Origin of the sequence: Halomonas sp. A3H3, assembly GCF_000982975.1 — a bacterium.
Classification (GTDB): Bacteria; Pseudomonadota; Gammaproteobacteria; order Pseudomonadales; family Halomonadaceae; genus Vreelandella; species Vreelandella titanicae.
In genome coordinates, this window is record NZ_HG423343.1 from 4,938,994 (window position 1) to 4,965,386 (window position 26,393).

The following is a 26,393-nucleotide window of genomic DNA, read 5'->3' on the forward strand; positions in this document are numbered from 1 at the left end:
CCTTTGCCTGGTTGGGCGATGTCATCGGCTTGGGGAGATAGGTAGTTATCCCTTCCTTATGGCAGTCGAGAATTTCCTCACCTTTAAAGTAGCCTCTGTCAGCCACGACCTTCAGCTCATTGATGCCAGTGGCTTCACGAGCTTGCTTCGCCATATTGAAGAGCTGCCCCCGATCATGCCCGACGTTGGTCACCTCATGGGCCACAATCAGATGGTGCTGGCTATCAACAGCTGTCTGCACGTTGTAGCCTACTGTCCCGGTGCCTCTGCCACTGGTGGCCATCGCCCTGGCATCTGGATCCGTCAAAGATACTTGCTGATCGGGAGATTGTAGCCGCTGTTCCTCAACTGATTGTAATCGTGTCGTTTCTTCCCTTAGCTTTATAATTTTCTCCTTTAGATGTTTCGTCTTAGCCTCGGCCAGGGCGGGCTCCGAGCGATCGGCTGCATCTAGCTGACCGAGGTACCGGTTGAAGCTTTCTTCGATCTGCTCAAGGCGACGCTTCATCTTGGTCGCTGTGAAATTGCGATTACGGTTGTTGACGGCTTTGAACTTGCTGCCATCGATGGCCACGATGGCTTGAGAGAACAGTTCCAGTCGCCGACAAAGCACGATGAACTCTCGACACACACAGCGGATGGCATCGCCATTGTCCTTTCTGAAGTCTGCAATCGTCTTGAAATCCGGTGTCAGACGCTCTGTCAGCCACATCAGCTCGACATTGCGCTGCGTCTCGCGCTCTAGGCGGCGACTCGACTGGATGCGATTGAGGTAGCCGTAGATATAGAGCTTCAGGAGTACAGCGGGATGATAGGCGGGCCTACCTGTTGCATGCGGATCGACGCCCTTGAAACCAAGTCCTCTAAGATCGAGACCTTCTATGAACGCCTCTATGGCACGGACAGGGTTATCGTCTGCGATGAAATCGTCTAAAAGCGCAGGGAATAACGTACTTTGATTTCGGGCCTCGCCTACCACGAATCGCTTCATCACTATTTCCTCAGCGAACCTCGTCAAAGTATAGCGACCATCACGTTTTCACACAGCCTCGGTCGCTAGCAAACTTTCCTCAACGCTTTTTTAAAAGAAACACACCTAGCACGACTTCCCAACCAACAACCCATCCTCAAAATCTTCTTAGCTTTACGCTAGCAGACTATGCTTACCGGCGTCACTATCAAATAGTCCCGTTCCTAGTGCTTTTTTCTACCTTCGCCTCCTTACATTGAACGCGGTAAGCTTGTCGGCATTCCCGCTGATGATGATGTTTAGACAATGACGACCCACTGGATTCTTGGTCCTGGCGCGATTGGCCGATTATTGGCGCATTCGCTGGCACCATTTGCAGAAGTGGCGCTGATCGGCCGCCGTGACTTGCCCGCGCAGCAGAGGTTAATGACGCCGGAGGGCGAAGCGCGTACCCAGCGCTTATCCTCGCTTACCGCTGGGCAGTTGGCGGTTGATGCGCCTGAGCCGCCTGCGCTTGTGCATATCACTACCAAAGCTATGAGCGCTGAGGCGGCGCTGGAAAGCGTTGCTGACTCCCTATCCCCCATTACGCCGCTGGTGCTGTGGCAAAACGGTTTTTTGGCCCAGCCTCGTATTACCCAGACGTGGCCAGGGCCGGTGCTGTGTGCGACCACCACGGAAGGGGCTTACTTAACCGGTGATGATGGCGTGGTGCATGCGGGGCGTGGGCATACCTTTTTGGGCGATTTAAATAACCACCACGGCGCTCTAGCGGAAGAACTGGCGCAAGCATTAACCCAGGCAGGGCTTGCCGCCACAAAGGTGAGTGATATTCGCCAACGCTTGTGGCAGAAGCTGGCGGTGAACGCGGCGATTAACCCACTGGTGGCATTGAATAGCGTACGTAACGGCGAGTTGCGCGGTGAAGCTTATGCGGGCCGGATGGTGGCGGTGGTAAAGGAAGTCGCGACGATTATGCTGGCCGAGGGCATTGCGCCGCCCAATGATGGCAATGGTGAAGATGAGTGGTTGGCGTTGGTGTGGCAGGTGGTGGAGAACACGGCAAACAATAAGGCTTCGATGTTGCAGGACGTGGAGGCCAAACGCCCCACCGAGCGCGGGGCTATATTGGGGCCGTTGATTGAGAGTGCCCAGCGCCATGGGTTAGCGTGCGAGGTTTTGCAGGCGCTGGATAATGAGTTGGCGGAGGTTGAGGCGAGCTTTTAGGCATTACCACGCGTTACCCCATTCCTACATTGTACAGGCTTAATGGCTTAGCACCGGGTATAGCGACGCGATTAACAGCAAAGCCATGGTGATATTGAATATGCGATAACGACGGTGGCTGGTCAGCCATTGGCGCACCATGATGCCCAACCAAGCCCATACCGAGATAGCGGGAAAGCTGATAATGACAAACACACTGGTCACCATCAGCACCGAGAAGATCGATTTGTTGGGGGCGTAGAGCGTAATGGCGGAAAGGCCCATGGCCCAGGCTTTGGGGTTTACCCACTGAAACGCTGCGGCTTGTAATAGCGTCATCGGACTACCTTTATGATTGCTCTCGTTGAGAGGTGTGGCTGTTGCGATTTTCCAAGCTAACCACAACAAATAGCCCGTCGAGAGGATGCTTAGCCATGTGTTGAGTACCGGATAGGCTTCAAATAGCGCCATTAAACCACCGCCCACCACCAGCGTTAGCCCACTCAACCCCACCACTATGCCGAACATATGGGGCAGCGTTTTTTTAAAGCCGAAGTTGGCGCCAGAGGCCAGCAGCATCAAGTTGTTAGGGCCTGGGGTTACCGTCGTGACAAATGCAAACGCTGCCAGCGCTGCTAAAACCGACGAGGTCATTGCGCCTCTCCTTGCGTTTATGAGTAGTTAGAGAGGAATTTTACGAGCTTCAAGGCGCAACTTTTGATTTAATCACACCCTCTTTTCACTATTTATGCAACAAAACATGAAGATTGACGCGATTGATCGCAGAATATTGCAAGTACTAAAACAGGACGGAAGAATCAGCAACGTGCAACTAGCTCAGCGCGTTGATCTCTCTCCTTCTGCCTGTTTGCGGCGAGTTCAAGAGCTTGAAAAAAATGGTGTAATCAAGGGTTACCGTGTCGTAACCTCACCTGAGCACATGGGCAGAGGTTTTGTGGCCTATGTCACAGTGGGCTTATCGTCACACACCAAAGCTGCCCAGGAGGGGTTTGAGCGAGCCATGTTGGTGGCCCAGGAAGTAGCTGAGTGCCATAACATTGCAGGCTCTTTTGAATATCTGCTGCGAGTGGAAACCAAAGACCTCAGCAGCTATAAGCGTTTTCATACCGATGTACTTGGCACCCAAGCCCATGTGAGTGCCATCTCTACCCATATTGTGATGAATTCTTCAAAGGATGAGCGAGGCTAACCCCCACTCTTCCATCAAAGCCTGCTATTTACGTAACAGGAATCACCACCACTTTTTGGTAGGCGGGACGTTCAGCGATTTGTTGGTACCAGCGTTCTAAATGGGGGCGCGGCTGCCAGGTTAAGCCGATATGCCATAAGTTGTAGATAAAGGGTGCAACGGCAATATCACCCAGGCCAAACTCATTGCCCGAGAAGAACGCTTGTTTAGCCAGCACGTTATCCATCAACTCAAACAGCTCTTCACACGCCTGCATGCCCGCTTCAATGGCAGCATTATCGCGTTTTCCGGGTGGGGTTCTGACATAGCCCATCAGGATCGTGCGGTGCCTGGGTGACAGGGTGCTGTTTGACCAATCCATCCACTTTTCTGCCTGCGCCCGTTCGGCGGGGGCTTCGATCCATAGCTTGCTTTGCCCGTACTGCGCGGCAAGGTAGCGAATAATCGTATTGGATTCCCACAGCACGCTGTTGGTGGCGTCATCTTTGAGTAGCGGCACTAGCCCGGTGGGGTTCATGGCCAGGTATTCCGGAGTGTTGTTGACCCCGTGCTCCAAGCCAGCCTGGATCTGCTCAAACGGCAAATCCAGCTCTTCTAGCACCCAGCGCACTTTTTTGACGTTGGTGGAGTTATTGCGGCCCCAAAGCGTGATCATGGCAGTCCTTGTATATGAGCAGTTTCTTTAAGTTTGCCCGCCCTTGAGATCGGAGACAAGCTGTGGCTTTGGTGGGATAGCTGGGGCGGCTTCGCCGCCCTCTCGCGGGTGCCTCGTTTCTCGCTGCGCTCGCTACTCGTTACCACGCGCTACAAAACCTATTCACCACTCACCATTTACCATTCACACCTCACACCTCACTCTTTATCCTGATAAAACTGCATCAGGCTTGAGAAGTCGAGTTTACCATTGCCTTTGGCTTTATGCAGGGTGAACAGTGAGCGGGCGGCGGAGCCCATGGGGACTGCGGAGGCGCTTTGCTGACTGACATCCATGGCGAGGCCTAAGTCTTTGATCATTAGATCGACCTGGAAGCCACCCTGGTAGTTTTTGGAGGCCGGTGCGTTTTCCATGACGCCTGGGTAGGGATTGTAAACATTGAGCGCCCAGTTACCGCCGGAGCTCTGCTTCATGATTTCCGAAAGCACCGCGGGATCCAGGCCGTTTTTGACGCCCATATTGATCGCTTCGCAGGTGCCCGCCATCAAGATAGAGAGCAGCATGTTGTTGCAGGCTTTGGCCACCTGCCCTGCGCCGTGATCTCCGGCGTGGAAGATGTTTTTGCCCATGGCTTCCAGCACCGGCTTGGCCAGCCTGAACTCGACCTCGCTGCCGCCCACAATAAAGGTCAAGGTGCCCGCTTGAGCGCCGCCCACGCCACCGGAAACCGGCGCATCGATAAAGCCGATACCCAGCTTCTCGCCCTCTTCAGCAACACCTCGGGCAGTGGCACCGTCAATGGTAGAGCAGTCGATGACCAGCGCTCCACGTTTGATCACTTCAAACAGCGGCGCATCGTCTTCAATATATAGCCCGCGTACATGCTTTCCGGCGGGCAGCATTGAAATAATAAAATCGGCGTCGGTGGCAGCTTCCTGGGCCGAGAAAGCCACTTCACAACCATTCGCTTTGGCGGTCTCTTGCGCCTCTTGAGAAAGATCAAAGGCGCGCACGTCAAAGCCCGCTTTTACTAGATTGGCAGCCATGGGGCCGCCCATATTGCCCAGGCCGATAAATGCGATGGTGTTCATTTTATTATCCTTATTAGCCGGTAATGGGAAGATTATATTAGCGTAGATCCGCCAGCGGATTTTGCGACCATGCGGAAGATAGTAGCTCGTTGATAAAGCTCTCCTCTACCGAGGCCACATCGGGATACGTCCAGTTCGGTTGCCCGTCTTTATCGACCAGCAGTGCGCGCACACCCTCAGGGAACTCACGGTGTCGGCAGCACTGTACCGAGAGCGACATTTCGGATTGGAACACTTCTGCCAGCGACATATGTTTAGCCCGCTTTAGCTGCTCATCAATCAATTTCACTGACACCGGGCTACCGTGGGCCAGCGTTTTCTGTGCCTTACCAAACCACTGATTATCGCTTTTTACCGCCGTAATAGCGGCGACAATTTGCTCCACGCTGTCGTGATCCATCAACTCGCGAATCAGCGGCGAGTGCTGGTAAACGGGCGCTTCCAACTCGGCAAATACAGGCTGCGATGTTTGCTCAAGCTCACGCATGATGCGGTTAACCACCCCGTTAGCATCGGTATTCTCACCGGCTCCCCACTGTGCGTCGGTCAGTTGCTGCAGCATGGCATCACGGTGGTGGCTGGCGATACAGCGGTCAGCCAAACCTAGATGAACGGCATCTGGCGCATTGATCTGGCAGCCGGTCATGGCTAGAAAGCGCCCTGCGCCGTTGGGAAGCCGGTTTAAAAACCAGCTGGCGCCGACATCGGGGTAAAGCCCGATGGTGACTTCCGGCATTGCCAAACGCGAGGTCTCGGTCACGACACGGTGGCTGCTGGCGCTTAACAGCCCCATGCCGCCGCCCATCACAATACCATTGCCCCAGCAAATCACCGGCTTGGGGTAGGTATGGAGTAGAAAATCGAGCCGATACTCGGTCTCGAAAAAGCGCTCCGGAAAGCTGGGGTCGCCTTCGCCGGTAATCGTTTTATACAGATTCACCACGTCGCCACCGGCACAAAACGCTTTTTCGCCTGCGCTATCCAGCAGCACCGCTACCACCCGCTCGTCGGTGGCCCAGTCGCGAAGGCGCGGCAGCATCTCTTCACACATCTCAAGCGTTAAAGCGTTCAGCGAGCGCTCGGCATTGAGCTTAACCTCAGCAATTACGTGGCCGTCTTGGGTGGCGTGTTCGGTAAACAGTACGCTGCTCATTGGCATTCCTTATCCGTCGCTATCGTATCCACCGTAATCTTATTCATCGTCATTTACAGCTCGGTGGCGCCGTCTGCCAGCACCCGGCGGGAGATGATCATCCGCATGATTTCGTTGGTGCCTTCAAGAATCCGGTGTACCCGGGTATCGCGCACGTAGCGCTCCATCGGGTACTCCTTGATATAGCCATTGCCGCCGTAAAGTTGAAGCGCTTCGTCGCACACCTTGAAGCCCACATCGGTAGCAAAGCGTTTAGCCATGGCACAGTAGGTCGGTGCATCGGCGTGGCCTGCGTCCAGCTTGGTAGCGGCCATGCGCACCAGCTGCCGTGCAGCGACCAGCTCAGTGACCATATCGGCTAAGCGGAACTGCAGCGCCTGGAACTCGGCTAAGCGCTTACCGAACTGTTTGCGCTCCAGCATATACTCCCGCGCTTTGTTGATCGCCTGCTGGGCGGTGCCGATAGAGCAGGTAGCAATATTGATACGCCCGCCGTCGAGGCCCTTCATGGCGATTTTAAAACCGTCGCCTTCATTGCCGAGCAGATGATTGGCGGGTACCCGCACCTCTTCAAAGGTAATCATGCGGGTGGGCTGGCTGTTCCAGCCCATTTTCTCTTCCTTGCGCCCATAGCTAATGCCGTCACTCTTGGCATCGACCGCAAACGCCGAGACGCCGCTGGCGCCCTCACCGCCGGTGCGCGCCATCACCACGAGAAAATCGGTGCTACCGGCGCCGGAAATAAACATCTTGCTGCCGGTCAACACGTAATGGTCGCCGTCGCGCTTGGCAGTAGTCTTCAGCGAGGCGGCGTCGGAACCTGAGTTGGGCTCGGTTAAACAGTAAGAGCCAAGCAGCTCACCCGTGGCCAGTTTTGCGCCCCACTGCTCTACCGCTTCCGGCGTGCCGAAATCCGCCAGCATCCAGGTGACCATATTGTGAATGGTTAGGTAAGCCGTGGTAGAGGTGCAGCCCATGGAGAGCTGTTCGAAAATGATGCTGGCATCCAACCGCGAGAGGCCTAGCCCACCCACTCTTTCCGGTGCATAAAGAGAGCAGAAGCCCAGCTCGCCTGCTTTACGAATCACATCGACGGGGAAGAAGGAGGTTTGGTCCCATTCGGCGGCGTGGGGCTCTAGCTCGTTTTGGGCAAAGGCCCGTGCCATATCGGCAAAGGCGACCTGGTCTTCGTTGAGTTCAAAATTCATGGCGTATCTCCGCAAATGCGCGTGCGCACTGCTGTTGTCGTTATAATTGACGTTAACGTTAACTTATCCATTTACCCGGCTACAAGCAACCTGCCAACGCTTGCGACCTTAGGCGTAGGCCTTATAAAAGAATCATCGGCATAGGGGCGGTCAGCATGGCTGACCGGTCCCCTGCCACACCACCCGGCATGCGGGTCCGCACCGGGCGGTTCGAGAAGTTGAGGTTATGAGAGACGGGGCACGCCCAGCCGATCAAAGTAGGCCACCGTTAATACATGATGGACTCCCGACAGACTGTTGTGCCACCAGCGACGACTCAACGCCGCCACCGATTGTGCTACCCTCGGCGTAGCGCCAAGACGCATCAGCTCACGATAAATCGTCTTACCCCGACGCCATTGCTTAAGGTGCAAAGCTCTTAACCGTCGTCGTATCCACCCGTCCAGCGACCGCCAGATACGAGGTGTTTGCGACAGCTTAAAGTAGCCTTGCCAGCCTAAAAGGTAGCGTCGTAGATAGGCGACGACCTGTGAGATACTGCGTCCGCCATTTCGGCGTGTCAGTTGCCTAATCCGCTGTTTAAATGCCCCCAACGCTTTTGCTGATATACCACGTCGGACATCTCCACCCTTAGCTTCCCATAGGGCGTAGCCCAGGAACTTGCGACCAAACACGCTGGTGACCGCACTTTTGGACTCATTGATCGTCAAGCGCAGCTTACTGTAACAGCGACGTAGCAAAGCCATGACTCGCTCCCCTGCTTTCTGACTACGCACGTAAACGTTGCAGTCGTCGGCATAGCGAGCAAAGTGGTGGCCGCGACGTTCCAGTGTGCGATCCACCTCATCCAGCAGGATATTGGCCAGTAGCGGCGATAATGGGCCACCCTGCGGTGTCCCCTCATGCCGATAAATGACCACCCCTCCCTCCATTATTCCCGCATTCAAATACGCACGAACCAGATGGATAACACGATTATCCTGGATGCGTTTCCTCAGGCGGTCTATCAGGATGTCATGATTGACTCGGTCAAAGAATCGAGACAAGTCAACATCGACAACGGTGTGGTAACCCTGTTGGGCGAAGCTCTGAGCAGCTAGTACGGCATCATGGGCACGGCGGCCCGGACGGAAGCCGTAGCTGTGCTCGCTAAAAGTGGGATCGATCAGCGGTTGTAGAACTTGCAGCAGTGCCTGTTGGATAAGACGGTCAGTCACGGTGGGTATCCCCAGTTCTCGTTCGCTTCCATCTGGCTTCGGAATAGCCACTCGGCGGACAGGCTGAGGATAATATCGACTTGCAAGAAGCTGCTGTCGAATATCGGGCCAGGCCCACCTTAGGTGCTCGGCGGTCTGAGCAATATCCAGACCATCGATGCCTGCTGCTCCCTTGTTGGCACGCACGCGCTTCCATGCACGTAGCATGTTCTCTCTTGCGAAGGCCCGCTCAAGCAGACCTTGCCCTGCGTCCTCCGGCACTTGTCGCGGGAGGCCAGTTTCATCGCTGGAGCAGGACGACAAGGCTTCACCTTGGCATGCCTTCTCCCGCCCCGCAGTCGCGGGCATCTGATGCGTTACTGATCTCATCGACAAGACGTTTGACGCTCCTTCTCGTTCGGCCCTTTGCTCCAAAAAAAAAAAACGAGGAGCTACTACGGCCTCTGCTGACTTCTCGCTCCGTGGGGTCACGTTGCCCTTTCAGGCATAAGGCGAGATCTCCCCGGGTAAGAACACACTCCTTCACCGCACAACCGCCGGATATACGCTACGTCGCCTTGGCCACAAGAGCTTCGCGGCTTCTTGCCCGCTCGCCCTGCTTGGCAGCGCCTCCTATCCGGTTCTTGTTCATCGGCTCGCGGTTTACGCTCCACGCTTCCTTCCCACGGTTGGTCACCCTTCCGCAGTTGCGCTTCGCTTCGTTCGCTGTGGCCAGCTTACGGGAGGACTTGCACCTCCAGGAGTGCGCCCGTGCCGGGCGCACAAAAAAAGGGCGCCAAGCGGCGCCCAACATCGGACAGAGAGAGTGCTATTTTAAAAAACGCTTACTTAAAGTTTTTGCGATACATCTTGTCCAGTTCACCGATTATTCCGCTACGGAAACTGAGTACACAAACCACAAAGATGATGCCGAGAATAACGCTAACCCAATTCCCCAGCGGCGACTGCGCCAGGATATGCTGCAAGCTGACCACAATACCTGCGCCCATTAACGGCCCCAGCAAGGTGCCCACACCGCCCAGCAGGGTCATCAAAATCACCTCACCGGACATATGCCAGTGCGCATCGGTCAGCGAAGCCAGCTGGAAAACCACGGTTTTGGTCGAACCCGCCAAGCCCGCTAAACCTGCAGAGATCACGAACGCCACTAGCTTATAGGCATCGGCGTTGTAGCCCAGCGACACCGCGCGGGGCTCGTTTTCACGAATCGCTTTTAGCACCTGGCCAAACGGCGAGTGCACCGTGCGTTGAATCAGCGCGAAGCCGAAGATAAAAATCGCGAACACAAAGTAGTACATCGCCAGGTTACTGCTCAGGCTGATAAACCCAAACAGTTCGCCACGGGGCACGCCATGCAAGCCATCCTCACCGCCGGTAAACGGCGCCTGCACAAACATGAAGTAGACCAGCTGGGCGATCGCTAAAGTCACCATGGCAAAATAGATACCCTGACGCCTGATGGAGAGCACCCCAAACACCACTCCAAGCAGCGTGGCTAGAACAGTCCCGGCGATAATACCCAGCTCAGGCGTCAGCCCTGGGTAGCTTGCCAACAGGTAGCCGGTTACGTAACCACCAGTGGCCAAGAAAGCCGCATGGCCGAAAGACAACAGACCCGCATAGCCAAGCAACAGGTTGAACGCACAGGCAAACAGCGCAAAACAGAGCACTTTCATCAAAAACACGGGGTAGGCCAAAAACGGCGCGACCAGACCCACCACGATTAGCGCCAGATAGAACATATTGCGGCGAAACTTGGCCCGCTTTTGACGTTCCAGTACCGCGGATGGCGCCGCCATTGATTGAGATTCTGCCATGTTCATGCCTCCTTACCGAACAGCCCAACGGGGCGCAACATGAGCACGAGGATCATGACAAGAAAGATCACCGTATTAGAGGCTTCGGGGTAGTACACCTTGGTCAGCCCTTCGATGATGCCCATGGAAAGCCCGGTAATAATGGCACCTAGAATCGAGCCCATCCCGCCGATGACCACCACCGCAAACACCACGATTAACAAACTCGACCCCATGGTCGGCGATACCGGATAGAGCGGCGCTGCCAACACGCCGGCAAACGCAGCAAGACCAACCCCAAACCCATAGGTGAGCGTGATCAGCAGCGGTACATTAACGCCAAACGCCTGCATCAACTGCGAGTTCTCAGTACCTGCGCGAAGGTAAGCACCCAACCGCGTACGCTCGATCATAAACCAGGTAAACAGGCACATCGCCAGCGCTGCCACCAGTACCCAGGCGCGATATGTCGGTAGGAACATAAAGCCCAGGTTCAAGCCGCCCTGGAGGATCTCCGGTGTAGCGTAACGCGCCCCGGAAACACCGAAGAAGTTGACCAGCGTGCCCTCAAAAATCAACGCCAAACCAAAGGTCAGCAGCAGCCCATAGAGGTGATCCAGATGGGCGATCCTGCGCAGCAAAAAGCGCTCTAGCAGCACACCGAAAGCGCCGACCACTAACGGCACCAATATGAGCGCCAGCCAGTAATTAATGCCCAAATAGCGAAAGCCCAACAGTGCGGCGAAGGCCCCCAGCATGTATTGCGCCCCATGGGCAAAGTTGACGATCTTCAACAGGCCGAAGATGACCGCCAGGCCCAGGCTAAGCAGTGCGTAAAAGGCGCCATTCACAAGACCCAGCGTTAGCTGGCCCATGAAGACGGCCATTGGCACGCCGAATATCATCGTCATAACGCGACTCTCCTCGCCCTCAAACAGTTGGCGGCAACTTGCCGCCAACCGGTTCTACACATCACTTGCGATGGCTATCTGGCTCAAGCTCAGCCGGGAAATTAGTTTTGCACCAATTTGCACTGGCTTTCAGATAGCGGGCGGTAGGCTTCTTCGGCGGGAATGGTGCTGAGGATTTCGTAAAGATCCCACTCACCGGTGGACTCATCCGGCGTTTTAACCTGGGCCAGGTACATGTCGTGGATCATGCGGCCATCTTCACGAATGCTGCCGTTGCGGGCAAAGAAGTCCTCAATAGGCATCTCGGCCATTTGTGCACGTACGGTTTCAGGGTCGTCGGTGCCAGCGGCTTCAACGGCTTTCAGGTAGTGCATGGTGCTGGAGTAGATACCCGCTTGAACCATGGTCGGCATGCGGCCTACTTCATCGAAATAGCGCTGTGCCCATTCGCGGGACTGCTCATCCATATCCCAGTACCAGCCTGTAGTTAGCAGCAGGTTCTGAGTGGCTTCCAGGCCAAGGGCGTGAACGTCATTCAAGAAAATCAACAGGCCTGCTAGCTGCTGCCCAGATTGAGTCAAGCCAAACTGGCTGGCCGTAGTGATCGCGTTAACGGTATCGGCACCGGCGTTGGCCAAGCCAATAATTTTCGCGCCAGAGCCCTGAGCCTGAAGAATGTACGAAGAGAAGTCGTTAGTCGGGAAGGGATGACGAACGCCGCCCACAATTTCACCGCCGCTCTCTTCCACTACTTTGGTTACATCGGACTCAAGTGCATGACCGAAGGCGTAGTCTGCGGTCAGCATAAACCAGCTGTCGCCGCCCTGCTCTACGACGGCTTTGGCGGTACCGTTAGCGAGCGGATAGGTGTCGTACACCCAGTGGATGTGGTTAGGAGTACAGTGTTCGTTGGTAATGCTAGAAGCCGCCGAGCCGGACACGATACCCAGACCATTGTTCTCTTCCAGCACTTTGGTCACCGCAATGGACACAGAAGACGCTACTAAACCGCCCACCATATCGACGTTATCCTGATCGATCCAACCACGCACGGTATTAGCACCGACGTCAGCGCTGTTGCGATCATCTGCACTGGAAATAACGATGGACGCGCCATTTACACTGCCGCCAAAATCGGCCACTGCCATCTCCATGGCGGTTAAGCCGCCGGGGCCTGCGAGGTCTCGATAAGTGCCTGACATATCGGCAAGGTAACCAATACGGACTTCACCATCGCTCATATCAGCCTGGGCGGTAGACATAGCGAGGCTTGAAGCGGCCGCGACGGCGATACTGGCGGCCAGCGTTTTTTTCATAAAGGTCATATTCGTCTCCTGGCCCGGAGGCCTTTGTTGTTGTGTAGTCTTTGAGCTGTCGTGAAAGTGCGTACTGCAAATTACTGATTAATATTGTTGTTTTGTGAGCAGCGAAACTGTTGACGGAATGAACATTTAAGTGTCTAGCCGTGTGTTATACCCCTAGCATTGAGTTGAGATGTTCCCGACGCGATGGCAGCTGCGCGGCGCTGATTTCTTCGACAATCTGACCGTGTTCCATCACGAAATGGCGATCCGCAAGCGGTGCTGCAAAGCGAAAGTTCTGCTCCACAAGCACAATGGTCATCCCACGCTCTTTAAGCTGAACCAACACTTCGGCAAGTTTCTGCACTATCACCGGGGCCAACCCCTCGGTAATTTCATCGAGCAGCAGCATGCGTGCCCCTGTACGCAGAATGCGCGCCATGGCTAACATCTGCTGTTCACCCCCGGAAAGCCGCGTCCCCTGGCTTCTACGCCGTTCATACAGGTTCGGAAACATGGCGTAGATTTCGTCCAGGCTCATACCGCCGGAACGCACAGTGGGTGGAAGCAATAGGTTCTCGTGCACATCCAAGCTTGCAAAAATACCGCGCTCTTCCGGGCAGTAACCCACCCCGAGACGCGGAATATGGTGCGGCTTCATATGCAGCGTTTCATTACCGTTAATCACAATAGAGCCCGTTCTGCGCCCCACCATGTTCATGATCGATTTCAACGTGGTACTTCGCCCGGCGCCGTTACGACCCAGCAGCGTTACCAGCTCGCCACGCTTCACATCAAAATTGACGCCGTGCAGGATGTGCGACTCGCCATAAAAGGTGTGTAGATCCTGCACCCGCAGCATTTCCAGGCTTTGCGTGTTTTCAACCGGCGCTTCGGCCTCAGCGATATTCATACGGCAGCTCCCTCTTTTTCAGAACCATCCTCTTCCGCGGCATCGCTGCCCATATAGGCTTCGCGTACCAATGGATTCCGAGAGACAGCGTCGTAATCGCCCTCAGCCAAAACAGCGCCTCGCGCCAACACGGTGATGCGGTCACACAGGCGGCTAACAACGCTCAGGTTGTGCTCCACCATTAATACAGTGCGCCCTTGGGACACCCGCTTAATCAGTGCCACGATGCGGTCAACGTCTTCTGCGCCCATACCTTGAGTAGGTTCATCAAGCAGCATCATGGTGGGGTCGAGCGCAAGCGTAGTGGCCAGCTCAAGTGCTCGTTTACGACCGTATGGCATTTCTACCGTTAGCGTATCGGCATATTCCCGCAGCCCCACTTCCTCCAGTAGCTCAAGCGCACGCTCATTAAGATGATCCAGGGATTTCTCAGATTTCCAAAAGTGAAACGAGGTACCCAGTTTGCGCTGCAGGGCCACTCGCACATTCTCCAACGCGGTCATGTGGGCGAATACCGCAGAAATCTGAAACGAACGCACCAACCCTAACTGAGCTATTTCGTTGGATTTTTTACTGGTGATTGAGTTGCCGCGATACAAAATATCGCCGCGGGTAGGCGGCAGAAATTTGGTCAATAAGTTAAATACGGTGGTTTTACCAGCACCATTGGGGCCGATCAGTGCGTGAATATGCCCTTCCTGTACCTGAAGATTGACATCGTCCACGGCGGTGAAGCCGCGAAACTCTTTGGTCAGCCCTCGAGTTTCGAGGACAGGTCCCTGAAGGACATCGTTTGCACTCATAGAGTGGCAAGCCTCTTATTGTTGTTGTGCTAAATCTTTACAGGCATGGCAAAAGCGGCTGCTACTGCCTTACCTGAACGTAAGGTGTATGTGCAAACTAGCAACTGTCGCTATAGCAATACAATTACAACTTTGGTCTATCGACGACATTTTTCTGAATTAACAACTGTCTTCAAAACATAAATATCAACAACTTACCTGATTTCAACGCTTTTCAACTGCTAGCAACAATTGCTTTACGTTAACGTAAACTTGTTTTAGCCTCAGTGGCAGTGTTCCATAGGAGTCATATATTGGGAACAACGCCTTATTGAGAGAACGTCACCATGAGCAAAACTTACTCGATCAGTGAACTAGCCAACGAGTTTGATTTAACCACCCGTAGCATTCGCTTCTATGAAGATCAGGAGCTGCTCCACCCTACGCGCCGCGGGCAAACCAGGGTTTACAGCAGCAAAGACCGTGTACGGCTGAAGCTCACCATTCGCGGTAAGCGGCTAGGGTTTTCATTGGCAGAGATACGCGAACTGTTCGAGCTTTGGGACGAAACCCGCAGCGGCAGTAAAAAGCAGCTGCATCTAATGCTTAGCAAAATAGGCGAGCGCCGTGCGGCGCTGGATCAACAAATGAAAGACATCACCATGGTGCAGCTAGAGCTTGAAAGCGCTGAGATCCGCTGCCGCCAAGCGCTCGAAGAACTACTCGAAAAAGAGCCTCAAGAAACACAAAACGAAGAAGAGCACGCGAGTTCGGCCGATAAAGCCTCAGCCCCCTCTTCCGCCACTATGCACTGACGCGTCCGCCAGCTCGATTAGCCGACAAAGCTACGCCAGCCCAGATGGCTAATTACAGATAGCAAACACAAATAATCAGCACAGGTGATTGACCATGTTTTCACACTACTCAGAACTCAATTTTGGCCTCGAAGACGAACTGAACATGTTACGCGAGCAGGTCAACGCCTTTGCTGCCAGCGAGATTGCCCCCCGTGCGGCCGAAATCGACCGCAACAACGAGTTCCCTAACGACCTGTGGAAGAAGTTTGGCGATATGGGGCTATTGGGGATTACCGTCTCGGAAGAGGATGGCGGCAGCGGCATGGGCTATCTGGCCCACTGTATCGCCATGGAAGAGATTTCCCGGGCCAGCGCATCGGTAGCGCTCTCTTACGGGGCCCACTCCAACCTGTGCGTTAACCAGATCAAGATCAACGCCTCCCCCGAGCAGAAAGCCAAGTACCTCCCCAAACTGATCAGCGGCGACCACGTGGGCGCTTTGGCCATGTCGGAACCCGGCGCAGGCTCGGATGTGGTCTCGATGCAGCTGCGTGCCAAGCAGAATGGCGATCACTACATCCTTAACGGCAATAAAATGTGGATCACCAACGGTCCGGATGCGGACGTACTGGTGGTGTACGCCAAAACAGATCCAGACGCCGGTTCCAAAGGCATCACCGCGTTTATTATCGAAAAAGGCATGCCCGGTTTCTCTACCGCCCAGAAGCTCGACAAGCTGGGTATGCGCGGCTCCAACACCTGCGAATTGGTATTCCAGGATTGCGCCGTACCCGCTGAGAATATACTTGGGGCTGAAGGCAAAGGCGTTCGCGTATTGATGAGCGGGCTGGATTACGAGCGCACAGTGCTTGCAGCTGGCCCGATCGGCATTATGCAGGCCGCCATGGATGTGGTGATGCCCTATATCCACGAGCGCAAGCAGTTCAACCAGTCAATCGGTGAGTTCCAGCTGGTGCAGGGCAAAGTGGCGGATATGTACACCACCCTGAACGCCTGCCGCGCCTATTTATACGCCGTAGCCGGTGCCTGTGACCATGGCCAAACGTCCCGCAAAGACGCTGCCGGGGTGATTCTCTACTGCGCCGAAAAAGCCACTCAGGTCGCGCTGGATTCCATTCAGCTACTCGGCGGCAACGGCTATATCAACGAATACCCCACCGGGCGCCTGCTGCGAGACGCCAAGCTGTATGAGATCGGTGCAGGCACCAGCGAGATTCGGCGGATGCTAATTGGTCGCGAACTCTTCACCGAAAGTAAGTAAGGGTCCTGTCATGAGCTCCATTTCCACTCAGATCAACCCGCGCAGCGATGTGTTTCAAGCCAACGAAGCCTCAATGCTCGGTGAAGTGAACAAACTGCGTGAACTGACCGCTGCCGTCGCCCAGGGTGGCGGTGCCAAAGCCCGCGAGCGTCACGAAAGCCGCGGCAAGCTGTTTGTACGCGACCGCATCGATCACTTGATCGATGAAGGTTCGCCATTTCTAGAGTTTTCCGCCCTTGCGGCGCACAACATATACGATAGCGAGATCCCTGCCGCTGGTGTGGTCACCGGTATTGGCCGTATTTCCGGCGTGGAGTGCGTGATCGTCGCTAACGACGCCACGGTAAAAGGCGGCACCTACTTCCCGCTAACCGTTAAAAAGCACATCCGCGCCCAGGAGATTGCCCGCAAGCATCGCCTGCCGTGTATCTATTTAGTCGACTCCGGCGGTGCCTTTCTGCCCCGTCAAGACGAAGTCTTCCCCGACCGCGATCACTTCGGGCGCATCTTCTATAACCAGGCGACCATGTCGGCCGAAGGCATTCCGCAAATCGCCGTGGTGATGGGCTCCTGCACCGCGGGCGGCGCTTACGTACCTGCCATGGCGGATGAGTCGATTATCGTTAAAGAGCAGGGCACAATTTTCCTGGGTGGCCCGCCCTTGGTAAAAGCCGCCACCGGTGAAAGCATCAGCGCTGAAGACCTGGGCGGTGCCGATGTTCACGCCAAGGTCAGCGGCGTTGCCGACCACTACGCGGAAAACGATGCCCATGCGCTGCAGCTTGCCCGCGCCTGTGTGTCGCGGTTGAACTGGCAAAAGCGCGGCAAGCTGGCCATGCAGGCGCCCAAGCCACCCAAGCTTGACCCTGCTGAACTGTATGGGATTGTCGGCACCGACCTGAAAAAGCCCTATGACGTGCGCGAAGTGATTGGCCGCATCGTCGATGACTCCGATTTCGACGAGTTCAAACGCTACTACGGCGAAACCCTGGTCACCGGCTTTGCCCATATTCACGGCTACCCGGTGGGCATCGTGGCCAACAACGGCGTGCTGTTTTCCGAAAGTGCAGTAAAAGGCGCGCACTTTATCGAGCTATGCGCTCAGCGCAAAATCCCGCTAATTTTCCTGCAGAACATTACCGGCTTTATGGTGGGTTCTAAGTATGAGCACGAAGGTATTGCCAAGCACGGCGCCAAGTTGGTCACCGCCGTGGCCTGTGCCAAGGTACCCAAATACACCGTCCTGATTGGCGGCAGCTTCGGCGCCGGTAACTACGGTATGTGTGGCCGCGCTTACGACCCCAACCTGCTGTTTATGTGGCCCAACGCGCGCATTTCAGTGATGGGCGGCGAGCAGGCGGCGGGCGTATTGGCCCAGGTTAAGCGCGAGCAGCATGAGCGCGAAGGCCGCGAGTGGAGTAAAGCGGACGAAGAAGCCTTTAAGCAGCCCACCCGCGACCAGTACGAGCATCAGGGCCACCCCTACTACGCCAGCGCCCGCTTATGGGACGACGGCGTGATTGATCCGCTGCAAACCCGCGATGTGTTAGGGCTTTCTTTAGCTGCCGCGATGAACGCAGAAATTGAAGAGACACGCTTCGGCGTGTTCCGGATGTAAGGGGGTCTTACCATGGCTTACTCAACACTGAATATAGAAGAGGGTGTGGCGCGCCTGACCTTAAACCGCCCCGAGGTGCATAACGCTTTTGACGACAGCCTGATCGCTGAGCTAAACGCGCACCTTGACCAATTGCATACGTTGGCCGATTCAGGCGATGTGCGCGCGGTAGTGCTGGGTTCAGAAGGCAAAAGCTTCTCCGCGGGTGCCGATCTGAACTGGATGAAGCGCATGGTCGATTACGACCTGGAAGATAACCTCGCCGATTCCCGCAAGCTCGCCGCACTCATGCACGGCCTGGATACGCTGCCCTGCCCTACCGTCTGCCGTGTGCAAGGCGCCGCCTTTGGCGGCGCGGTGGGTTTGGCCGCTTGCTGCGATGTGGTGATCGCCTCAGGCAAAGCCAAATTCTGCCTTTCGGAAGTCAAAATTGGCCTATCGCCCGCGGTCATCAGCCCTTACGTGCAGCGGGCTCTGGGCGAGCGACAGATGCGCCGCTATGCGTTAACCGCAGAAGTCATGGACGCCGAAATAGCGCTCGCGCTGGGTTTAGTCCATCTAGTGGTGGAGCACGATAAGCTAGACGACGAAGTGGACGCCATGCTGGCCACTCTGTTAGCCGGCTCGCCCCAAGCCCAGCGCGCCACCAAGGCGCTGATGGCCTCGGTCGCTCAAGCACCTGACAGTGACGCCACTCGGGAACATACCTGTCAGGTGATCGCCAAACTGCGGGTAAGCCAAGAAGGGCAAGAGGGTTTATCCAGTTTCTTTGAAAAGCGCCGCCCCGCCTGGGCCGATTCTAATAACACACCCCACGCTTCGGAGCGTCGCTCATGAGTCATTCACCCCCTATTGAAAAAAACGAAAGAGCCGAAAAAGCCGCTCGCACGACGCCTTTTGACACGCTTCTAGTCGCCAACCGCGGTGAAATCGCCTGCCGCGTGATGCGCACTGCGCGCCGTATGGGCCTGAAAACCGTCGCGGTTTACTCTGACGCCGATGCCAGCGCACGCCACGTGCGTGAAGCCGACGAGGCCGTTCGTCTGGGGCCTGCCGCCGCCCGGGAAAGCTATCTCAATATTGATGCGGTGATCGAAGCTGCCAAGCGCACCGGCACCGGCGCGATTCACCCCGGTTACGGCTTTCTTTCCGAAAACGGTACCTTCGTCAAAGCCCTTGAAGAAGCGGACATTACCTTCGTTGGCCCGCCCGCCTCGGCGATTGCCGCCATGGGCGATAAATCCGCTGCCAAGGCGCGCATGGCCAATGCGGGCGTGCCGCTGGTGCCGGGCTACCACGGTGACGACCAGGACGACGCCCTGCTGCGCAGCGAAGCCGACAAAATTGGCTACCCGGTGATGCTCAAAGCCAGCGCCGGTGGCGGTGGTAAAGGCATGCGCGTGGTTGAATCTGGCGATAGCTTCCAGGCCGCGTTAGACGGCTGCCGCCGTGAATCCAAAGCCGCTTTTAGTGATGACAGGATGCTGATCGAGAAGTATCTGGTGCAGCCCCGCCATGTGGAAGTGCAGGTATTCTGCGACCGCCATGGTAACGGCGTTTACCTGTTCGAGCGGGATTGCAGCGTTCAGCGCCGCCATCAAAAAGTCATTGAAGAAGCCCCCGCCCCCGGTATGACGGCGGAGCTGCGTAGCGCTATGGGCGATGCCGCCGTCCGCGCCGCCCAGGAGATCGGCTACGTGGGCGCGGGCACCGTCGAGTTTCTTTTAGACATTGACGGTTCGTTCTACTTTATGGAGATGAACACTCGCCTCCAGGTCGAGCACCCGGTCACCGAAATGATCACTGGCCAGGATCTGGTCGAGTGGCAGTTGCGCGTCGCCATGGGCGAGCCGCTCCCTTGCAGCCAGGATGAGCTGACGATCACCGGCCATAGCTTTGAAGCGCGTATCTACGCCGAAGACCCGGATCAGGATTTCCTGCCCGCTACCGGCCTGCTCACTCGCTTTGCACTGGATTTAGAAGGCGCTGGTCTAAGCGGCGACCAGGTACGTTTAGATAGCGGTGTAGAGAGCGGCGATGCGGTGTCGATGCACTACGACCCCATGCTCGCCAAGCTGATCGTTCACGGTGCCGACCGAGATGCGGCGTTGGCCACGCTTAACCGCGCACTAGCAGCGCTGGACGTTCAAGGGGTTGTCACTAATCGCGCCTTCTTGATGCGCCTGGCAACGCATCCGGGCTTTAAGAACATAGAGCTGGATACCCGCTTTATCGAGCGCAACGAAGCGACGCTGTTTGCAGCCCGTACTTACAGCATGGAGGCCTACGCGAGTGCCGCGCTGATCGGCCTGAATCAACTTACCCAGGAGTGCGAAAGCGACTCGCCCTGGGATCGCCACGACGGCTTCCGCCTCAACGCACCGCACACCATTCGCATTGCCCTGTGTGACCCGGCAAGTGCGCAAGCGCCGGATAGCGATGAAGCGGTAGTGATCGTCGAAGGTAAACGCAGCCCTGGCGAGTCGCTGTGGAATCTCACTATTGGCGACGAAACCCTTACCGCGAGTTTGCAGCCGCTCACCGGCGATGCGGTAGCGGTTACCTTGAATGGCCACCGCCGCCGCCTGCAGGCCCGCCGCGACGGTCACGTGGTGGTTATGGCCGACCCAAGCGGTGAAACCCGCCTGTTCTGGCGGCGCATCGATGCCATTGATCACGGTCACCACGAGGCAGAATCCACGCTGACCGCACCCATGAACGGCACGGTCGTTGCATTGCTGGTAGAGCCCGGCGTTAATGTCGAAAAAGGCATGCCGCTAATGGTGATGGAAGCGATGAAAATGGAGCACACCATGACCGCCCCCGCCGATGGCAGCGTGGAGACGTTCCACTTCCAAGCCGGGGACACCGTGAGCCAAGGCGCCGTGCTGCTCGACTTTGCGGTCAACGAATAGGAGTCACTGATGCCATTGCCTACCTCTGTAAAGCTGTTTGAAATGTCGCCCCGTGACGGCCTGCAAAATGAGCCGGGGGCCATTGTGCCCACCGGGACTAAGATTGCTCTGATCGAGCGGCTTGCTAAAGCGGGTATCACGCATATCGAAGCCGCCAGCTTTGTATCACCCAAATGGGTGCCACAAATGGGCGACGCCGTTGAGGTCATGGCCGGCATCAAACGCCAGCCAGGCGTGGTGTACTCCGCGCTGACGCCTAATCTAAAAGGGCTCGAAAACGCGCTAACCGTGGGTGTTGAGGAGGTCGCGGTATTTGGTGCGGCGTCTGAAGCCTTCTCGCAAAAGAACATTAACTGCTCCATTGCTGAATCACTGACCCGCTTTGAGCCGGTGTTAGAGCGCGCCCGAGAGGCTGGCGTGCGCGTGCGCGGCTACGTCTCCTGCGTATTGGGCTGCCCCTACGAAGGCGAGATAGCCTCCGCCAAAGTGGCTGAAGTGGCCAAGGCGCTTTATGAGATGGGCTGCTACGAGGTGTCCCTGGGCGACACCATTGGCGTCGGCACGCCGCTGGCTGCTAAACGCATGATTGAGGCGACGCGCCAACAGGTGCCCATTGAGTTTCTGGCCGCTCACTTCCACGACACCTACGGCATGGCGCTGGCCAATCTTTATGCCGTCCTAGAAGAAGGCGTTAGCGTTATTGATGCCGCTACCGCGGGACTTGGCGGTTGCCCCTATGCCAAGGGCGCTTCCGGCAACGTAGCCACTGAAGACGTGCTCTATCTGCTGGAAGGGCTGGGGATCGAAACGGGCATCGACCTACAGGCCGTGATTGAAACCGGCTACTGGATCACCCACGAGCTAGGCCGCAAGCCCAGTTCAAAGGTGGCCTTGGCAAAAGGCCTTAGCCGTTGAAATAAAACATGAATAATAAAAATTAAAAGCAGCGAGTTATCCCCTGCCTTCCCGTTCGGACAAGAAAAAATATCGGAGAGATACACCATGGCATCACCTGCGCTTACCCAACCCAGCTACTCCAGCAGCATGGCTGACAAGCCGCTTCTTGGCATGACGATCGGCGATAAATTTGACCAAATCGCGACACAACATGCTGATAATGACGCGCTGATTGTACTGCATCAGAACATTCACTGGAGCTATCGCCAGCTCCAGGAAGAGGTCAACCGCTGTGCCCGTGCGCTGCTCTCCATCGGCGTCAAGAAAGGCGACCGTGTGGCCATTTGGGCACCCAACTGCAGCGAATGGACATTGACTCAGTTCGCCACTGCCAAAATCGGTGCCATTCTGGTCAACATTAATCCCTCTTACCGTACCCATGAGCTGGAATACGCACTGAACCAGTCTGGTGCGCGCTTTCTGGTCACTGCCAACAGCTTTAAAAGCTCTGACTACAGCGCCATGCTGTATGAGCTGGCACCCGAGTTAAAAACCAGTAACGATGGCGAGCTGAAGTCGCAAAAGCTGCCCGACCTTGAGTGCATTATTAATTTAAGCAGCGAAAAGCTGAGCGGCATGTGGCGCTGGTCTGACCTGATGAAAGAAGCCAATAAGGTTAGCCAAACCGATGTTGACGATCTGCAGGCGACGCTGCAGTTTGATGATGCGATCAATATTCAGTACACCTCGGGCACCACTGGCTTTCCTAAGGGCGCGACGCTTTCCCACCACAATATTCTCAATAACGGCTTCTTCGTAGCGGAGAGCATGGGCTTTACCAGTGAAGACCGCCTGGTGATTCCGGTGCCGCTTTACCACTGCTTTGGCATGGTGATGGGCAACCTGGGCTGTATGACCCACGGCGCCACCATGATCTACCCGGATGAGGGCTTCGATCCCGGCAAGGTGCTCAAGGCAGTGCACGATCAAAAAGCCACCGCGCTCTACGGCGTGCCCACCATGTTTATCGCCGAGCTTGAACACGAGGGTTTTGCTAGCACTGACTTCTCCACACTGCGCACCGGGATTATGGCGGGCTCGATCTGCCCTGCGGAAATCATGAAGCAGGTCATCAACAAGATGAATATGAAGGGCGTGCAGATCGCCTACGGCATGACGGAAACCAGCCCGGTCTCCACTCAAACGGGTGCCAACGACAGCATTGAGAAACGCGTTTCCACCGTGGGCCGTACCCAGCCTCACTTAGAGAACAAAATTGTCGACCCTGGCAACGGCGGCATTCTGCCTCGGGGCGAAATCGGCGAGCTGTGTACCCGCGGCTACAGCGTAATGCTGAAGTACTGGAACAACGATAAAGCCACCGCCGAGGCCATCGACGAAGCGGGCTGGATGCACACCGGCGATCTGGCCACCATGGATGAAGAGGGCTACATCCAGATCGTCGGCCGCATCAAAGATATGGTCATTCGCGGCGGCGAGAACGTCTATCCCAAAGAGATCGAAGAATTTCTCTACGCCCACCCGGCGATCTCAGAAGTACAGGTCACCGGCGTGCCCGACAAGAAGTATGGTGAAGAGCTGATTGCCTGGGTGAAACTCAACAGCACCGCGGGTGACGTCACCGGTGAAGAGCTACGCGAGTACTGCAAAGGCAAGATCACCCACTTCAAAATTCCGCGCTACTTTAAGTTCGTTGACGAGTTCCCGATGACCGTCACCGGCAAGATTCAGAAATTTAAAATGCGTGAAATTTCCATTCAAGAGTTGGGCTTGGATCAAGAATCGTAAGCGATGACCCCTTCCAACCCTTTAGCCAACCACTATCAGCGCGCCCTGCGCGCTGATGAGATATTGGCGCAGATCAATGCTCACTACCCTGCTGGCCCTACGCTGCACCAATTGGCGCCTTTGGATCAGCTGCATATTGGCGGTGTGGCAGCCTCTACTCGGCTGCTGGAACGACTCACCCCTGACGACCACGGAAAAGTTTTAGATATTGGCGCGGGGCTGGGCGGGCTAATGCGCCAAGGTGCTTCACTCGGTTTTCAAATGACGGGGCTGGATATTACCCACGGCTTCAGTGCGCTCAATAAATCGCTGAGCTTACGGGTAAATCAGCCAGACGCCCCACCGCTTGCCTGGGTAACGGGCGATGCTAGCGCTCTGCCCTTTGCGGATAACAGCTTTGATGCCGTGCTGTTTCAGCACAGCCTGCTCAATATGCCCAATGTCTCCAAGGTAATCACAGAAAGTCGACGAATTCTGCGCCCCGGTGGGCAGTTAGTGATGCACGAGGTCGTCAGTGGCCCCAACGTGGCGCAACTTCGCTACCCAGTGCCTTGGGCAGCCTCCTCCAAGCACTCCCATCTACTTACCTTGGTTGAACTAACTCGACTGCTTGAAGTGGGCGGCTTTCAACTTGAACACGTGGACGACTGGAGCGAAATGGCTTTGGCGTGGCGCCAGCGGCAACGTCAAAAAGAGCAGACACCCCGGCAAGCGGTGCTGTCCCCCCAGTGGGTATTTGGTGAGCGCTTTATCACTATGGGTAAAAATTTAGTCGATAACCTAGCCCAGGGCGCAATTAAAGTGGTGGAAATCCAAGCCAGTTGCTAATCTGAATAGAATTGCTTTTTCCTCTCTACCCATGGCTATACGACAACACTTGGGTATGTACCGATAGGTGTAAGAGAAATGCCAATCAAACGCTTGGCAAGCACCCTGCTCTGCTGCTCCGTTCCCTGGTTTAGCAGCTACGCCGACGACACTCCGCCGGTGATGGCCTATACCGCCCCTAATAGCGAACTCATGCAGCTGGATAACGGCGTTATCTTAGAAGGCAGTGACCTTCAAAGCCTTGATAACTATACCAGCGGTTTTCGGGTCACCGCAGGCTACAGCCCCTGGCGACTCCCCCAACTCGATATTGGCGCTGAAATTGCCTACCGGGAAAGCGACGAAATCTCCACTTCCTCCGGTGTTAACCCCCTCATTATGGATACACTCAGTTTGGGTGGCGCCATTGTTGCCGGAGTTCGCATGGGCGCCTTTAGCGTCTATGCGAAGTCCGGCATCACAGAATGGCGTGGTGAAAGCGACCTGGAAGGCGCCGATGAAAGCGGTACTGCATTGCTGCAAGGTTTCGGCGCCACGGTGACGATCAACCGACTCGTCAGTCGCCTAGAGTATGAACGCATCGACGCTCCAACCCTCAGCCACCTCAATATGCTAAGTGCCTCATTGCATCTTCCGTTCTAACGCCCAACCTAAATTAATTTAAATTCGCTTTTCTCTGATTACCCATCGATTTGTAAGATATGGCTTAAAATTTTGTAAGCCATTTCTTACAAGCGTGTAAGCCATTAACGCTTCGTGCCCTCAAGGGGTTGCGCTTCAACTCTGCCTCGCTATTCTGACCGCTTCTCATTAGCAGTTAATGATCCAAGGAGCGGAGCGATGGCGGACAAAACGGGCCTGCAATTTACCCTGACCCTACCCGGGGCCGATGACACCGCCGTGGTGCGCTTTACCCATCGCGAGGCGCTGTCGGAGCCGTTTGCGCTCTCGGTTGAGTTTGCCAGCCGTACCCACAACCTATCGCCCAGCGACTGTTTGGATCAAAACGCCACCCTGACCATTTGGCAGGACGGCGAGCCGCTACGTCGTATCCATGGCATGATTTCAGAGCTGCACCGCGGCGATAGGGGGCACCGCCGCAGCTTTTATCGGGTGGAGATTCGTCCCGCGCTGTGGCGATTATCGCTACGCCATAATTCGCGTATCTTTCAGGATAAGTCCCCCTATGATGCCATCACGACGCTCGCTAATGAGCGCAGTCTCACCGATATCGGCTTTGCTACCACCCGCACGCCCCTCGACCGGGAGTTTCTGGTTCAGTACCGCGAGACCGACCTGGCCTTTATCGAGCGTTTAGCCGCCGAAGAGGGTTGCTTCTATTTTCATGAGTTTGAGAACGCCGAGGGCGGCAAACACCAGCTGGTGTTTGCCGATGCCACCGTGGTGCTGCCCAGCGTGGGTGAGCGCACCTACCACGGCCGCGCTGGGGGCACACCGCCCCGACGCCATGTGCGTAAATTGCGTCAGGCCAACCGGGTGCGCCCCGCCTCGGCGATGCTCAAGGACTACACCTTTAAAAACCCGCCCTATGCGCAGATCCATGAGCACCTCGCTCCCAACTTGGGCGAACACGCCCAGCGGGAGGATTACGAACACTTTGACTACCCCGGCCGCTATAAGAAGGACGCTTCCGGTAAGCCCTTTACCCGCCACCGCTTAGAATCCCTGCGCGCCGACGCCACCACCGCCGAAGCCGAGAGTGACCTGCCCGAGCTCGCCCCCGGCATCTGCTTTACCCTCACCGACCACGATATCGATAGCCTTAACCAAGCGTGGCAGGTGGTCTCAGTGATCCACCACGGCGAACAGCCCC

24 protein-coding genes are annotated in these 26,393 nt (G+C 55.9%); 12 read left to right on the top strand and 12 right to left on the bottom strand.

The window, feature by feature from the left end; all coding sequences use genetic code 11:
- Positions 1-991: IS1182 family transposase (locus tag HALA3H3_RS22450; protein ID WP_053857077.1), on the bottom strand; the 991-nt coding region annotated here is incomplete at its 3' end.
- A gap of 285 nt (positions 992-1,276) precedes the next feature.
- Between HALA3H3_RS22450 and HALA3H3_RS22455 the strand changes: the two genes are divergently transcribed.
- Positions 1,277-2,197, top strand: a complete 921-nt coding sequence (locus HALA3H3_RS22455; protein ID WP_022523799.1) for a ketopantoate reductase family protein — start codon at positions 1,277-1,279, stop codon at positions 2,195-2,197.
- A gap of 39 nt (positions 2,198-2,236) precedes the next feature.
- Here the strand turns inward: HALA3H3_RS22455 and HALA3H3_RS22460 are convergent, their stop codons facing one another.
- The gene (locus HALA3H3_RS22460; RefSeq protein WP_022523800.1) at positions 2,237-2,830 is read right to left on the bottom strand and encodes a LysE family translocator; all 594 of its coding nucleotides are present in this window, start codon (positions 2,828-2,830) and stop codon (positions 2,237-2,239) included.
- 106 nt (positions 2,831-2,936) lie between these two features.
- Here HALA3H3_RS22460 and HALA3H3_RS22465 point away from each other — a divergent pair, with 106 nt between their 5' ends.
- Positions 2,937-3,386 carry an Lrp/AsnC family transcriptional regulator gene (locus HALA3H3_RS22465; protein WP_053857078.1) on the top strand — a complete coding sequence of 150 codons (450 nt, stop codon included), beginning with the start codon at positions 2,937-2,939 and terminating at the stop codon, positions 3,384-3,386.
- Between the two features lie 28 nt (positions 3,387-3,414).
- Here HALA3H3_RS22465 and HALA3H3_RS22470 read toward each other — a convergent pair whose 3' ends face one another.
- The 10 genes from HALA3H3_RS22470 to HALA3H3_RS22515 all read right to left on the bottom strand — a co-directional run bounded on the left by HALA3H3_RS22470 (position 3,415) and on the right by HALA3H3_RS22515 (position 14,434).
- The gene (locus HALA3H3_RS22470) at positions 3,415-4,041 is read right to left on the bottom strand and encodes a glutathione S-transferase family protein (RefSeq protein ID WP_022523802.1); all 627 of its coding nucleotides are present in this window, start codon (positions 4,039-4,041) and stop codon (positions 3,415-3,417) included.
- Between the two features lie 197 nt (positions 4,042-4,238).
- Positions 4,239-5,132, bottom strand: a complete 894-nt coding sequence (mmsB, locus tag HALA3H3_RS22475; RefSeq protein ID WP_009286467.1) for a 3-hydroxyisobutyrate dehydrogenase — start codon at positions 5,130-5,132, stop codon at positions 4,239-4,241.
- 37 nt (positions 5,133-5,169) lie between these two features.
- Positions 5,170-6,285: an enoyl-CoA hydratase/isomerase family protein gene (locus HALA3H3_RS22480; protein ID WP_022523803.1), complete on the bottom strand. Its 1,116-nt coding sequence runs from the start codon at positions 6,283-6,285 to the stop codon at positions 5,170-5,172.
- A 53-nt stretch (positions 6,286-6,338) separates the two neighbouring features.
- A complete protein-coding gene (locus HALA3H3_RS22485) occupies positions 6,339-7,493 on the bottom strand; it encodes an acyl-CoA dehydrogenase family protein (RefSeq protein ID WP_022523804.1) in 1,155 nt (384 codons plus the stop codon).
- A gap of 224 nt (positions 7,494-7,717) precedes the next feature.
- Positions 7,718-8,917, bottom strand: a complete 1,200-nt coding sequence (gene ltrA / locus HALA3H3_RS22490; protein WP_174788469.1) for a group II intron reverse transcriptase/maturase — start codon at positions 8,915-8,917, stop codon at positions 7,718-7,720.
- Positions 8,918-9,534: 617 nt separating this feature from the next.
- Positions 9,535-10,527, bottom strand: coding sequence for a branched-chain amino acid ABC transporter permease (locus HALA3H3_RS22495; RefSeq protein ID WP_035578664.1), 993 nt, complete (start codon positions 10,525-10,527; stop codon positions 9,535-9,537).
- A 2-nt stretch (positions 10,528-10,529) separates the two neighbouring features.
- On the bottom strand, positions 10,530-11,417 hold the full coding sequence (locus tag HALA3H3_RS22500) for a branched-chain amino acid ABC transporter permease (protein WP_022523807.1): 888 nt from the start codon (positions 11,415-11,417) through the stop codon (positions 10,530-10,532).
- Between the two features lie 101 nt (positions 11,418-11,518).
- Complete coding sequence (locus HALA3H3_RS22505; RefSeq protein ID WP_022523808.1) at positions 11,519-12,742, bottom strand: ABC transporter substrate-binding protein; 1,224 nt, start codon at positions 12,740-12,742, stop codon at positions 11,519-11,521.
- Between the two features lie 145 nt (positions 12,743-12,887).
- Positions 12,888-13,631: an ABC transporter ATP-binding protein gene (locus HALA3H3_RS22510; RefSeq protein WP_022523810.1), complete on the bottom strand. Its 744-nt coding sequence runs from the start codon at positions 13,629-13,631 to the stop codon at positions 12,888-12,890.
- Positions 13,628-14,434 (bottom strand): ABC transporter ATP-binding protein, encoded by an 807-nt coding sequence (locus HALA3H3_RS22515; RefSeq protein ID WP_022523811.1) that lies wholly within the window; start codon positions 14,432-14,434, stop codon positions 13,628-13,630. The genes HALA3H3_RS22510 and HALA3H3_RS22515 overlap by 4 nt, the downstream gene beginning before the upstream one ends.
- A gap of 326 nt (positions 14,435-14,760) precedes the next feature.
- On the opposite strand from HALA3H3_RS22515, the gene HALA3H3_RS22520 reads away from it, so the two are divergent.
- The 10 genes from HALA3H3_RS22520 to tssI form a co-directional block, all read left to right on the top strand.
- Entirely contained in the window at positions 14,761-15,228 is a 468-nt protein-coding gene (locus HALA3H3_RS22520; protein WP_022523812.1) for a MerR family transcriptional regulator, read from the top strand.
- A 94-nt stretch (positions 15,229-15,322) separates the two neighbouring features.
- Positions 15,323-16,492, top strand: coding sequence for an isovaleryl-CoA dehydrogenase (locus HALA3H3_RS22525; protein ID WP_022523813.1), 1,170 nt, complete (start codon positions 15,323-15,325; stop codon positions 16,490-16,492).
- A gap of 10 nt (positions 16,493-16,502) precedes the next feature.
- Positions 16,503-18,110, top strand: coding sequence for a carboxyl transferase domain-containing protein (locus HALA3H3_RS22530; protein ID WP_022523814.1), 1,608 nt, complete (start codon positions 16,503-16,505; stop codon positions 18,108-18,110).
- A gap of 12 nt (positions 18,111-18,122) precedes the next feature.
- Positions 18,123-18,947, top strand: a complete 825-nt coding sequence (locus tag HALA3H3_RS22535; RefSeq protein ID WP_022523815.1) for an enoyl-CoA hydratase/isomerase family protein — start codon at positions 18,123-18,125, stop codon at positions 18,945-18,947.
- Positions 18,944-21,025, top strand: coding sequence for an acetyl/propionyl/methylcrotonyl-CoA carboxylase subunit alpha (locus tag HALA3H3_RS22540; RefSeq protein ID WP_022523816.1), 2,082 nt, complete (start codon positions 18,944-18,946; stop codon positions 21,023-21,025). The genes HALA3H3_RS22535 and HALA3H3_RS22540 overlap by 4 nt, the downstream gene beginning before the upstream one ends.
- Positions 21,026-21,034: 9 nt before the next feature.
- On the top strand, positions 21,035-21,940 hold the full coding sequence (locus HALA3H3_RS22545; protein WP_022523817.1) for a hydroxymethylglutaryl-CoA lyase: 906 nt from the start codon (positions 21,035-21,037) through the stop codon (positions 21,938-21,940).
- An 87-nt stretch (positions 21,941-22,027) separates the two neighbouring features.
- On the top strand, positions 22,028-23,731 hold the full coding sequence (locus HALA3H3_RS22550; protein ID WP_022523818.1) for an AMP-binding protein: 1,704 nt from the start codon (positions 22,028-22,030) through the stop codon (positions 23,729-23,731).
- Between the two features lie 3 nt (positions 23,732-23,734).
- Positions 23,735-24,559 carry a class I SAM-dependent methyltransferase gene (locus tag HALA3H3_RS22555; RefSeq protein ID WP_022523819.1) on the top strand — a complete coding sequence of 275 codons (825 nt, stop codon included), beginning with the start codon at positions 23,735-23,737 and terminating at the stop codon, positions 24,557-24,559.
- A 78-nt stretch (positions 24,560-24,637) separates the two neighbouring features.
- Complete coding sequence (locus tag HALA3H3_RS22560; protein WP_009286455.1) at positions 24,638-25,201, top strand: porin family protein; 564 nt, start codon at positions 24,638-24,640, stop codon at positions 25,199-25,201.
- 198 nt (positions 25,202-25,399) lie between these two features.
- Positions 25,400-26,393 (top strand): type VI secretion system tip protein TssI/VgrG (gene tssI, locus HALA3H3_RS22565; protein ID WP_144410460.1); only part of this gene is annotated, 994 nt, incomplete at its 3' end.